The sequence below is a fragment of the Flavobacterium sp. AC267 genome, assembly GCF_979258715.1.
The window spans coordinates 3,707,556-3,719,964 of the sequence record NZ_OZ409875.1 but is presented as its reverse complement, the minus strand read 5'-3'; the positions used below and the strand labels follow the sequence as shown (position 1 = coordinate 3,719,964).

Here is a 12,409-nt window from a genome sequence, read left to right as displayed (position 1 = left end):
TATCTCAGTATGTTAAGATATTTGCCTGTCGCGGGCAGTCTTTAAGTCGAAAGATTAAAGTCAAAAGTCGAAAGACTTTACAACTTTAAGACTTGTGGCTTTAGACTAAAAACCTTAAGGTGGTTATTGCGGCGGGGCTCACCTCTTCCCATCCCGAACAGAGTAGTTAAGCCCGCCTGCGCAGATGGTACTGCAGTTATGTGGGAGAGTATGTCGTCGCCTTTCTTTGAAAAATCCTACTTTGTAAGAAGTAGGATTTTTTATTCTTTATTTGCATAATTTATGTAAATATAAGGTACCTTAGCTCAGATGGTAGAGCAATGGACTGAAAATCCATGTGTCCCTGGTTCGATCCCTGGAGGTACCACATAATGCTCGGATGGTGAAATTGGTAGACACGCTGGACTTAAAATCCAGTGAACAGCAATGTTCGTGCGGGTTCAAGTCCCGCTCTGAGTACTAAAAACTTCAATTGGCTTTGCTAATTGAAGTTTTTTTTTTGAATAAATGCAAAGATTGTTCGGATCAACACGAAAATCTGTGGAGCGGCAAAAATTAAGCATAAATATTGGTTAGTCTAAAGAGGAAGAATTCTACATTTCTAACACCTCTGAATTTGGATCTAAAAGCTTTTATTTTAGCATTGAAAGATTCTGCAGACGCATTGGTGCTTCTGTTGTCAAAATAATTCAATATCGTTTGATAGTGATTTATAATTGTACGAGAGATTGTACCGAAAGACTTAAACCCAGATTGATTTACTTTTTCGTGCCATTTGGCTAGTTTGGCAAAGCCTATGATTTTATCTTTTGTATTCTCGAAGATTGCGCGAAGCTCTTGAGTTAGATTGTATCCTTTTTGAATATCAGGATACAATTCAAATAATAATATAGCACGTTCTAATTGGTTTTTAGTCCATTTTGACTTGGTTTTATATAAGAAGTAACGGCTTCTTGCTAGTAACTGTTTAAGGGTGTCTCCGTTAGAGAGTATTTTAGGTTTAAAATTCACATTTGACTTTTTGGCTTTTTCCATTGCCTCATTTTCCAGATCTATAGCTTGCCATCGGTATTTGATTCTGATTTCCTGTAGTGCTTCTGTCGCTAACTTTTGAACATGAAAGCGATCTGTAACGCGGGTTGCATTAGTAAAACATTTCTTTGCAATTAATCCCATATTACCGGCCATATCCAAAGTAATTTCTTTAACTAGATTTCGTTCTTTAAGCGGGATTTTTTCAATAACCGAAATAACATCTTCTGCTTTAGTTCCTGCGGCCATTGCTACTATAGTTCCTTTTCTGCCTTTTCCAGATTTGTTGGTTAAAATAGTATAGAGCTCACCATTAGAAAGAGAAGTTTCGTCTATTGATAAGCGTTTTCCAATATTTTTTGGAAAAAGAAGCCATTTTTTCGCATGTGAGATTTGATCCCAAACTTTAAAATCACTTAAGAAATCTTTGTATTGGCATTGCAGATTCCTGCCGGAGACTCCGTAAAAAGAAGCAATGGTAGAACAATCACTTGGACTGGAATCTATTGATCTCTTTTAAAAAAGACGCAAACTCCTGAGTTACACGAGTTCCGTCTGCTACTAAATTCCAATCTCTAAAAACTATTTTTCCCGTATCTTCATTTAGCCATCTTCTGCGAGTGATGTGAAGATATACCTGATGTCCACGAATAGGAAAATCCTGAACGGTTATCTCTTCAAAGAATCCTTTTGAACTTAATTTATCCCGAAGCTTCGGGATCTGTGTTCTTTTGGTATCGAATTAATTTCTTTTAGATAAAGATGAAGTGTTTCATCTTCCTTTTTATAAGTGGTAAGTTCAAAATAATCTACTATTATCTCAGGAAGTAATAACTTTAGGATCTCGATAAAAGAATCTTGCATTAGGGAATAATTTGGAAATGCAAATATCTAGATTTTAATATTTCCCCACAACAATATGTATTGATCCCGCATTGGTACTTCTGTTGTCAAAATAATTCAATATCGTTTGATAGTGATCTATAATTGTACGAGAGATTGTACCGAAAGACTTAAACCCAGATTGATTTACTTTTTCGTGCCATTTGGCTAGTTTGGCAAAGCCTATGATTTTATCTTTTGTATTCTCGAAGATTGCGCGAAGCTGTTGAGTTAGATTGTATCCTTTTTGAATATCAGGATACAATTCAAATAATAATATAGCACGTTCTAATTGGTTTTTAGTCCATTTTGACTTGGTTTTATATAAGAAGTATCGACTTCTTGCTAGTAACTGTTTAAGGGTGTCTCCGTTAGAGAGTATTTTAGGTTTAAAATTCACATTTGACTTTTTGGCTTTTTCCATTGCCTCATTTTCCAGATCTATAGCTTGCCATCGGTATTTGATTCTGATTTCCTGTAGTGCTTCTGTCGCTAACTTTTGAACATGAAAGCGATCTGTAACGCGGGTTGCATTAGTAAAACATTTCTTTGCAATTAATCCCATGTTACCGGCCATATCCAAAGTAATTTCTTTAACTAGATTTCGTTCTTTAAGCGGGATTTTTTCAATAACCGAAATAACATCTTCTGCTTTAGTTCCTGCAACCATTGCTACTATAGTTCCTTTTCTGCCTTTTCCAGATTTGTTGGTTAGAATAGTATAGAGCTCACCATTAGAAAGAGAAGTTTCGTCTATTGATAAGCGTTTTCCAATATTTTTTGGAAAAAGAAGCCATTTTTTCGCATGTGAGATTTGATCCCAAACTTTAAAATCACTTAAGAAATCTTTGTATTGGCATTGCAGATTCCTGCCGGAAACTCCGTAAAAAGAAGCAATGGTAGAACAATCACTTGGACTGGAATCTATTGATCTCTTTTAAAAAAGACGCAAACTCCTGAGTTACACGAGTTCCGTCTGCTACTAAATTCCAATCTCTAAAAACTATTTTTCCCGTATCTTCATTTAGCCATCTTCTGCGAGTGATGTGAAGATATACCTGATGTCCACGAATAGGAAAATCCTGAACGGTTATCTCTTCAAAGAATCCTTTTGAACTTAATTTATCCCGAAGCTTCGGGATCTGTGTTCTTTTGGTATCGAATTAATTTCTTTTAGATAAAGATGAAGTGTTTCATCTTCCTTTTTATAAGTGGTAAGTTCAAAATAATCTACTATTATCTCAGGAAGTAATAACTTTAGGATCTCGGTAAAAGAATCTTGCATTAGGGAATAATTTGGAAATGCAAATATCTAGATTTTAATATTTCCCCACAACAATATGTATTGATCCGAGACAATAGCTCATGTTTGGCTCCGTATTGATTTTATATCAATGATAAATTAAGCCATGTTGGAGTAAACGCTTTAACGTTATTCAAAGAAAATAATTCCTGTGAAATTATTTATCTGATTGATACTCGAAGAAAATAGTTTAGTTTTTGAGAATTACTGTGTTGTAATACAGGCAGATATCAGTTAAAAGACACTCTTCACATTTAGGTTTTGGTCTGCATATTTCTCGGCCTAAAAAAGATATTGCCATTCCTATTTCTGACCAGATATTTTTTGGTAAAACCTGCATTAAATCTTTTTCAATTTTGTTTCCGTCTTTGTTTTCTTTTACTATTCCAATCCGGGGAGCAACTCTAATTACATGTAAATCTGCAATAATTCCTTCTGCGGGTTTATGACTTTCTCTTAGAATTACATTGGCTGATTTTCTTCCAACACCTTTTAAAGCAGTTAATCCTTCCATTGTTAATGGAATATCTTTGTCATTTTTAATTGTTTTAGCAATTTCCAAAAGCCAATTTGCTTTAGTACCATGATTTCGTACTTTGCTAATATATGGTAAAAAAGTATCTAGGTCAGTTTTTGACAGACTATTTAACGTGGGATATTTGTCAAATAAAGCTAGTGAAATAGTATTAATATTGGCATCAGAATCTTGAGCGGAGAGAACTACCATTACCAATAATTGATATATATTATGATAATCCAAAGGATGCTTTTTTCCTTTGTACTTTTTTAAAATGGGTTTTAGTTTAGTTTCCCAATTTTCTGTTTCGCCAAATAAATTCATTATTATTTCCTTTTGTGTTGATATGTAGTTACTTATATAAAGTTAATTGATTTTAATGAATTCTAATATCCTTTTGATAACATTTTGATTTCCAAGTATTTTACGATGACCTAAGCCATCGGTTATAAATAAGATTCCATTTTCTAGATTTTGATGAATATGAATTCCAGCTTTTACAGGAACTTCTGGATCGTCATTATCATGTATGACTAAAATTGGTATTTTAATTTTTTGTCTTGCTTCTATATGCTGAAAAATCATCCATTTTTAATTGATATTTTTCTTCAAAAAGCTCTCTTAAATGAGAACTCATTTCTTTATCTAAACCTAATTTAATAATAAATTCATCTAAGATATCCTGTACAATATCACCGCTTCCAATTATAACAGCTTTATCGACATTTAGGCCATCTTTAATTGCATTTAAAACAGACATTCCTCCTAAAGAATGCCCAATTGCTATTTCAAAAGGACCAAGTTGTTTTTCAATTTCAAGTATTGAAGCTATAAATTCAGACATTATAGTTGTTTTTCCTTCAGATTTTCCATGTGCTGGGGCATCAAAACTTATAGTTGAATATCCGTTTACTAAAAGCTCATCAGCTATTTTAAATAATTGTGTGCCACGTCCTGACCAGCCATGAACCAATAATATTTTACGAGTACTACTGCCAAATTCGTATGTAACGATAGTTTTATCAATTGCCGGAACGTATATTTTTTTCTGCATACTTTTCTGATCCATTTCAAATTCGCGTTTTGGAATTTTGTGCTTTATTGGCGTAGTAAATATCCTCGCGACAAATTGGGTAACCAATTTTTTAGATATTAAAGCGCAAAATTTGGCAGATAGTATAATTATCTGAGGAATTTTTAATGATTTAGTGGGATTGATTGCCTTTTTTGCCATTTCAATAAAACTTATTTGAGAGCAGAACTTTGCTTATTTTTTTGCTAAATTTAGAAAACATAAAAATAGCATTTAAAAAAATCTCTCGTAAAAAATAATCGCAAATTAATTTCTTAATGGAAATATTTCATATTAGTGCAGAATGTTATCCAATGGCAAAGGTTGGCGGCTTGGCGGATGTAGTTGGCGCTTTACCAAAATATCAAAACAATGCTGGACATGAGGTTAGGGTTGTCGTTCCAGCTTATGATACAAAATTTAAAAAGGAAAACATTTTTGATTGTGTTCATTGGGGAACGGTTAAATTAGGAAATTTTGATTTTCCATTTAGTGTTTTAAAAGAAACAACAGACAAACTAGGATACGAATTGTATTTAATAGAAATCAATGAATTATTTAACCGTCCAAATGTTTATGGTTATGAAGATGATATCGAGCGATTTTTATCTTTTCAAATTGCGACTTTAGATTGGATTATAGCTCGTAATAATGTCCCAGATATTATTAATTGCCACGATCATCATACTGGATTAATTCCGTTTTTGACACAGTTTGCTTATAAATATGATACTCTAAAAGATGTAAAGTCGGTTATAACAATTCACAATGGTTTGTATCAAGGCTGGTTTGGTTTTGATAAATTACATTATCTCCCAGAATTTGATTTAAAACACGTTGGTTTCTTAGAATGGAATAATTCTATTAATTCTTTGGCTGTTGCCGTAAAATGCGCTCAAGCAGTTACAACGGTTTCTCCAAGTTATTTAGATGAAATTAATTATTACGCAAATGGACTGGAATCTTTGTTTAATTCTGTCCGAAACAAATCAAAAGGAATTTTAAACGGAATTGATATTGAAGTTTGGAATCCGTTAAACGATCCAATGATCGCTGAAAATTATTCGATAGAGAATTTCGAAATTGGAAAACAAAGAAATAAGGCGAAATTATGCGAGCAGTTTGATTTAGATCCTTCAAAGCCTTTGTTTAGTTTTATAGGGAGGTTGTTTGAAGAAAAAGGCGGGGATTTATTGCCTCAGGCTTCTGCTTTAGCATTATCTGAAAATTTTGAGAAGATAAATATTTTAATTCTGGGTTCCGGAAATTCGGAAATTGAGTCGCAATTAACTCAATTGCGTAATGATTACAAAGGAAATTACAATGTTTTTATTGGTTATAATGAAGAATTAGCGCATTTGATTTATGCAGGTTCAGATTATATTTTAATGCCTTCCAGAGTAGAACCCTGCGGATTAAATCAGATGTATGCCATGCGGTATGGAACTATTCCGATTGTTAGGAGAACTGGAGGTCTTAGAGATACTGTTACCGATTTTGGAGATGAAGGAAATGGAGTCTGCCATGATCAGGCTTCGGTTGGAGATATTTGTTATTCCATAAATCGTGCTGTCAAATTACACGATGACAAAATAAATTTCAATAAAGTTTTAAAAAGAGGAATGACTGCTGATCATTCCTGGGAAAGTGTTTGCCAAGAATATATAGAGATATACAACCTAATAATTGAGAAAAATGAAATTTAAAAAGAAAAATGTAGTTGCTATTATTTTAGGAGGAGGACAGGGATCACGTTTGTTTCCATTAACAGAAACGAGATCAAAACCAGCTGTTCCAATTGGAGGAAAATACCGTTTAGTAGATATTCCAATTTCTAATTGTATCAATTCGGATATTTTTAAAATATTTGTTTTGACACAATTTAACTCTGCATCTTTAAATGCGCATATTAAAAACACTTTTAATTTTAGTATTTTCAGCCAATCCTTTGTTGATATTTTAGTCGCAGAACAAACTCCAGATAATCCGACTTGGTTTCAAGGAACGGCAGATGCTGTTAGACAATGTATGTCACATTTCTTAAAACACGATTTTGATCATGCTTTAATTTTATCGGGAGATCAGTTGTACCAAATGGATTTTAATGAAATGCTTGAAGCGCACATAGCGACCGATGCAGAAATTTCTATTGCAACTTTACCTGTAAATGCTAAAGATGCACCAGAATTCGGAATTCTTAAAACCGACCACGAAAATAATATTCATGCTTTTATTGAAAAGCCACATGCATCGTTACTGCCAGAATGGGAATCTGAAGTGAGCGAACATATGCAGGAAAAAGGTAAAAAATATCTTGCTTCAATGGGGATTTATATTTTTAATAAACCATTGTTAGTCGAGTTGATGGGAGATCAGGATACAAAAGATTTCGGTAAAGAAATTATTCCACAGGCCGTTGGAAAACATAAAATATTAAGTTATCAATATGAGGGTTATTGGACGGATATTGGAAATATTGAATCGTTTTTTGAAGCTAATATTGGTTTAACAGCTGATATTCCCGAGTTTAATTTATTTGATAATGAGAATAAAATTTTTACCAGACCAAGATTATTGCCGCCTTCTAAATTTAGAAATTCAATTATCAATCAATCCTTAATTTCTGAAGGATGTATTATTAATGCCAAAGAAATAAAAAGCTCTGTAATTGGTATTCGTTCCAGAATTGGTGTAGGGACGGTACTTGAAAATTGCTATGTAATGGGGAATGATTTCTATCAGGATCTTGATGAATTAAATTATGAAAGCGGAATTAATAAAATTCATGTTGGTATTGGTGAAAATTGCTTTATCAACAATGCATTGATAGACAAGAATGTACGAATTGGAAATAATGTTCACATTAACGGCGGAAAGCATCTGGATAATTTTACCAATGAATTGTACAGTATTAAGGATGGAATTGTTGTGATAAAAAAAGGAGTTACTTTATCAGATAACTTTAGAATAGAATAAAAGAAAAAACAATAGAAAAATTCCAAATTCCCAAAAAAATAAATTATTGCCTTAAAAACCAAATATGACTAAAGTAATCACATATTCTCTATTTACTGATTTTGATATTGATTTATTCAAAGCTGGAAAACACTTCAAATTATATGAAAAATTAGGAGCACATTTAATTGAAGTTAATGGAGTTAAAGGTGTTTACTTTGCCGTTTGGGCACCGACAGCACATTCAGTTTCTGTTGTAGGCGATTTTAATTATTGGTCAGGAAGCGAACATCTTTTAAATGTCCGTTGGGATTCTTCGGGAATTTGGGAAGGATTTATTCCAGATGTTTCGAAGGGAGCACTTTATAAATATAAAATTCAATCTCACATAGACGGAGTCGTAACTGAAAAAGCAGATCCCTTTGCTTTATACTGTGAAATACCACCTCACACTGCTTCGGTAGTTTGGGATTTAGATTATAAATGGAAAGACGAAAGCTGGATGAAGAATCGGCAAGAGAATAATGCTTTAGATAAACCTTATTCTGTTTACGAAGTTCATTTAGGATCTTGGAAAAGAGCGGAACATAACAGATTTTTAAGTTATTTAGAACTGGCAGATGATTTGGTTCAATATGTAAAAGAAACTGGTTTTACGCATGTAGAGTTCATGCCAATTATGGAATATCCTTATGATCCTTCTTGGGGATATCAGTTGACAGGATATTTTGCGCCCACTTCGCGTTTTGGAAAACCACAGGATTTTATGGTTTTGGTTGATCGATTGCATCAGGAAGGAATTGGCGTAATTCTAGACTGGGTTCCATCACATTTCCCTGACGATGCACATGGTTTAGGTTATTTTGACGGTTCACATTTGTACGAACATCCGGATCGCAGGAAAGGATATCATCCTGATTGGAAGAGTTTGATTTTTAATTATGGTAGAAATGAAGTTCGTGCTTTTTTAATCAGCAATGCTGTATTTTGGCTTCAGAATTATCACGTCGATGGATTAAGAGTTGATGCTGTTGCTTCTATGTTATATTTAGATTATTCAAGAGAAGAAGGCGAGTGGGAAGCTAATATTTTTGGTGGAAGAGAAAATTTGGACAGCATTAGTTTTCTTAAAGAATTTAATGAAGTAATCTATGCTAATTTTGATGGCGTTCAAACTATTGCCGAAGAAAGCACTTCTTTTCCGATGGTTTCGAGACCAACGTTTACGGGTGGTTTAGGTTTTGGAATGAAATGGATGATGGGCTGGATGCACGATACTTTAAAATACTTCCAAAAAGAAACAGTTTATCGCAAATACCATCAAAACGATTTGACGTTTTCGATGACTTATGCTTTTACCGAAAATTTCATGCTTCCGTTTTCTCATGATGAAGTTGTTTATGGTAAAAAATCTCTTATCTATAAAATGCCCGGCGACGAATGGCGGCGATTTGCGAATTTGAGATTATTATACGGATATATGTTTACGCATCCTGGAACCAAATTATTATTTATGGGTTCCGAATTTGGCCAAACAGGCGAATGGAATTTTGAACAAAGTTTAGACTGGCACTTATTGCAGTACGATTTTCATTCGGGAATAAAACAATTAATAACAGATTTAAATCAGTTATATAAAACACGTCCCGCACTTTACGAAAAACAATTTACAGGCGAAGGTTTCGAATGGATTAATTATTCAGATCATCAAAATGCGGTTTTATCTTATATCCGAAAAGGAAATAATTCAGACGAAAATCTAATTGTAGTTTGCAATTTCACCCAAGTAGTTAGGGAAAATTATAGAATTGGAATTCCTAAGAAAGGAAAGTTAGAAGAGATATTTAATAGCGATGCTTTGATCTATCAAGGAAGCGGAATAGGGAATGGAAAATCGCTAAAAATAGAATCCATTCCATATGATGGCAGGAATTTTTCTGTTGAATTAATTTTACCGCCTTTAAGTGTGACCGTATATTCTTTCGTTTAAAAAATCTTACATTCATTTTCCGAAGTACAATTTTATTATTTTATCGTGCTTAAATTATCGATTTTTCGATTTTTTGGGCTTTAATTCAATTCTCAATCAGAAAAAACGTTTTCGTGAATAAACCTTTTATTCATAGCCCTTTACTAACTTTTTTTGTATGTTTGGAATAGAGATTAGCGTTTTATAATTAATTCATTTGCGATATGATTACAAACACATCATTAGAATACAAGGGAGATTTATATCCGTCAAAAATTGTTTCGTACGAGCAAGAAGGAGATTCGATTTTTTTTAATACGGATAATAAAGTAATCTTAAAAGTAACTATTCTTAGAGATAGTTTGATTCGATTTCGCTTTACTACAAAAGGTTATTTCAGTAATGACTTTTCCTACGCGATAGATAAAACACAACTCCATGGTTACAATTTTCTTGAACTTACAGAAGAAGAAACGCACTTCGAGATCAGAACCAGCAAAGTAGTATGTAAAATACAAAAAGCAGATCTTCGCCTTTCTGTCTACGATTTAAATAATTTTTTAATTCTTGAAGATGAACTTGGTTTTCATTGGGAGGAAAGCTACGAATACGGTGGAAATATCGTAAAAATGAGTAAGTTTTCTAAAGATGGGGAATGTTATTATGGTCTTGGAGATAAAGCAACTCAAATGAACCTGAAAGGTAAAAGAGTTGAAAATTTTGCGACAGATCAATATGCTTATCAAAAAGATCAAGATCCGCTGTATAAAGTTGTTCCGTTTTATATTGGTTTACACAATAAACAATCATACGGTATTTTCTTTGATAATACATTTAGAACTTTCTTTGATTTTTGTCAGGAAAGAAGAAATGTAACCAGTTTTTGGGCAGAAGGCGGCGAAATGAATTATTATTTCATTTACGGTCCGCAAATGCAGGACGTAGTTACGACTTATACCGATTTGACTGGAAAACCAGAATTACCATCGCTTTGGGTTTTAGGATATCACCAATGTAAATGGAGTTATTATCCAGAAAGTAAAGTAAAAGAAATTACTTCAAAATTCCGAGAACTTAAAATTCCGTGTGACGCCATTTATCTGGATATTGATTATATGGAGGGATTTCGATGTTTTACATGGAATAAAAATTATTTCCCTGATCCTAAAAAAATGGTCGCTGAATTAGCCGAAGACGGTTTTAAAACCGTTGTTATTATAGATCCGGGAATTAAAATAGATAAAGATTATTGGGTTTATAAAGAAGCTTTAGAAAAAGATTATTTCTGTAAAAGAGCTGATGGACCTTATATGAAAGGGAAAGTCTGGCCAGGAGAATGTAATTTTCCAGATTATACAAATCCCGCAGTTAGAGAATGGTGGGCGGGATTATTTAAAGAATTAATTGCAGATATTGGAGTAAAAGGTGTTTGGAATGATATGAATGAACCTGCCGTTATGGAGGTTCCAAATAAAACTTTCCCAATGGATGTACGTCATTTTTATGATGGAAATCCATGCAGTCATAGAAAAGCCCATAATATTTACGGAACGCAAATGGCTAGGGCAACTTATCACGGAGTAAAACGATTTGTTTATCCAAAACGACCATTTGTAATTACCAGATCGGCATATTCTGGAGCACAGCGTTATACCTCTTCTTGGACGGGAGATAACGTTGCGACTTGGGAACATTTATGGCTTGCGAATATTCAGGTTCAAAGAATGTCAATTTCAGGAATGGGATTTACAGGTTCTGACATTGGAGGGTTTGCAGAACAGCCAACGGGCGAGTTATACGCACGCTGGATTCAGCTTGGAGTTTTTCATCCGTTTTGTAGAACGCATTCTTCTGGAGATCATGGAAATCAGGAACCTTGGGCTTTTGATGAAGAAGTTATCAATATTACCCGAAAATTTGTCAGTCTTCGTTATCAATTATTACCTTATTTATATACCATGTTTTGGCAGTATATTGAAGAGGGGCTTCCAATGTTGAAACCATTAGTTTATTACGATCAAGACGATACTCAGACACATTATCGCAATGACGAATTTATCTTTGGAAATCAAATTTTAGTGTGTCCAATTCTTGAGCCTAATGCTGTAGGTCGCCGTATGTATATTCCAAGAGGTGAGTGGTATAACTATTGGACCAATGAGCTTTTTACTGGAGGAAAAGAAATCTGGATTGATACCAAATTTGATGAGATCCCAGTTTTTGTAAAAGCAGGAGCTATTATTCCAAAATATCCGGTGCAAGCAATATGTTGGAGAACTTGAATTTGACGAATTGACGCTCGATATTTACTTTAAAAACGGAAAAGAAAATTCTGTTGTGTATGAAGATGCGCAAGACGGTTATGATTATAAAAAAGGGCGTTACAGCTTTTTGTCTTTCAGAAGTATTGGTAAAGAAAAAGAACTTATAATTCAGCTTCATAAAGATGGAAAGTATGATACACCATACAGTAAATACAAAATCAATTTAATTGGTCTTCCATTTAAAGTTTCTGAAATTGAAATTGACAATGAAAAAATTGAGTTTGATAAAATAAATTTTGAGCAAAATAATTTCTTACTAATTGATAAAGAGTTTAATGAACTTCATATCATTGGAGAGTAATTATAATTCTGATATTTTTTTAGTTAATTGTATAAAGTATTAATTCATAATAAT

Annotated in this window: 10 protein-coding genes, 2 tRNA genes, 1 rRNA gene and 2 pseudogenes; 7 read left to right on the top strand and 8 right to left on the bottom strand. The window is 33.3% G+C overall.

The genetic code is table 11. From position 1 onward, the window contains the following. Positions 1-115: 115 nt before the first annotated feature. The 3 genes from rrf (at position 116) to ACZZ95_RS19610 (ending at position 459) form a co-directional block, all read left to right on the top strand. Positions 116-225: ribosomal RNA gene (rrf, locus tag ACZZ95_RS19620) — 5S ribosomal RNA — on the top strand. A 69-nt stretch (positions 226-294) separates the two neighbouring features. Next, positions 295-367, top strand: a tRNA-Phe gene (locus ACZZ95_RS19615). Between the two features lie 6 nt (positions 368-373). Next, positions 374-459, top strand: a tRNA-Leu gene (locus ACZZ95_RS19610). 96 nt (positions 460-555) lie between these two features. On the opposite strand, the gene ACZZ95_RS19605 is transcribed toward ACZZ95_RS19610, so the two are convergent. The 8 genes and pseudogenes from ACZZ95_RS19605 to ACZZ95_RS19570 all read right to left on the bottom strand — a co-directional run bounded on the left by ACZZ95_RS19605 (position 556) and on the right by ACZZ95_RS19570 (position 4,968). Beyond that, entirely contained in the window at positions 556-1,509 is a 954-nt protein-coding gene (locus ACZZ95_RS19605) for an ISAon1 family transposase (RefSeq protein WP_463471715.1), read from the bottom strand. Positions 1,510-1,519: 10 nt separating this feature from the next. Beyond that, a complete protein-coding gene (locus tag ACZZ95_RS19600) occupies positions 1,520-1,684 on the bottom strand; it encodes an ISAon1 family transposase N-terminal region protein (protein WP_463471713.1) in 165 nt (54 codons plus the stop codon). Positions 1,685-1,728: 44 nt separating this feature from the next. After that, a complete protein-coding gene (locus ACZZ95_RS19595) occupies positions 1,729-1,896 on the bottom strand; it encodes a hypothetical protein (protein WP_463470309.1) in 168 nt (55 codons plus the stop codon). A 34-nt stretch (positions 1,897-1,930) separates the two neighbouring features. After that, on the bottom strand, positions 1,931-2,812 hold the full coding sequence (locus tag ACZZ95_RS19590; protein WP_463471714.1) for an ISAon1 family transposase: 882 nt from the start codon (positions 2,810-2,812) through the stop codon (positions 1,931-1,933). Between the two features lie 10 nt (positions 2,813-2,822). After that, the gene (locus tag ACZZ95_RS19585) at positions 2,823-2,987 is read right to left on the bottom strand and encodes an ISAon1 family transposase N-terminal region protein (protein ID WP_463471713.1); all 165 of its coding nucleotides are present in this window, start codon (positions 2,985-2,987) and stop codon (positions 2,823-2,825) included. Between the two features lie 44 nt (positions 2,988-3,031). Beyond that, entirely contained in the window at positions 3,032-3,199 is a 168-nt protein-coding gene (locus ACZZ95_RS19580; RefSeq protein WP_463470308.1) for a hypothetical protein, read from the bottom strand. Positions 3,200-3,407: 208 nt separating this feature from the next. Then, positions 3,408-4,058, bottom strand: coding sequence for an endonuclease III domain-containing protein (locus ACZZ95_RS19575; protein ID WP_463470307.1), 651 nt, complete (start codon positions 4,056-4,058; stop codon positions 3,408-3,410). A 42-nt stretch (positions 4,059-4,100) separates the two neighbouring features. Further along, a pseudogene (locus ACZZ95_RS19570) lies at positions 4,101-4,968 on the bottom strand (alpha/beta fold hydrolase). Positions 4,969-5,084: 116 nt separating this feature from the next. Here ACZZ95_RS19570 and ACZZ95_RS19565 point away from each other — a divergent pair. The 4 genes and pseudogenes from ACZZ95_RS19565 to ACZZ95_RS19550 all read left to right on the top strand — a co-directional run bounded on the left by ACZZ95_RS19565 (position 5,085) and on the right by ACZZ95_RS19550 (position 12,355). Beyond that, on the top strand, positions 5,085-6,512 hold the full coding sequence (locus ACZZ95_RS19565; protein WP_463470306.1) for a glycogen synthase: 1,428 nt from the start codon (positions 5,085-5,087) through the stop codon (positions 6,510-6,512). Further along, a complete protein-coding gene (locus ACZZ95_RS19560; RefSeq protein WP_463470305.1) occupies positions 6,502-7,782 on the top strand; it encodes a glucose-1-phosphate adenylyltransferase in 1,281 nt (426 codons plus the stop codon). The genes ACZZ95_RS19565 and ACZZ95_RS19560 overlap by 11 nt, the downstream gene beginning before the upstream one ends. Before the next feature lie 64 nt (positions 7,783-7,846). Beyond that, positions 7,847-9,751, top strand: coding sequence for a 1,4-alpha-glucan branching protein GlgB (gene glgB / locus ACZZ95_RS19555; protein WP_463470304.1), 1,905 nt, complete (start codon positions 7,847-7,849; stop codon positions 9,749-9,751). Between the two features lie 203 nt (positions 9,752-9,954). Continuing rightward, positions 9,955-12,355 (top strand): annotated as a pseudogene (locus ACZZ95_RS19550) (glycoside hydrolase family 31 protein). Positions 12,356-12,409 lie beyond the last annotated feature (54 nt).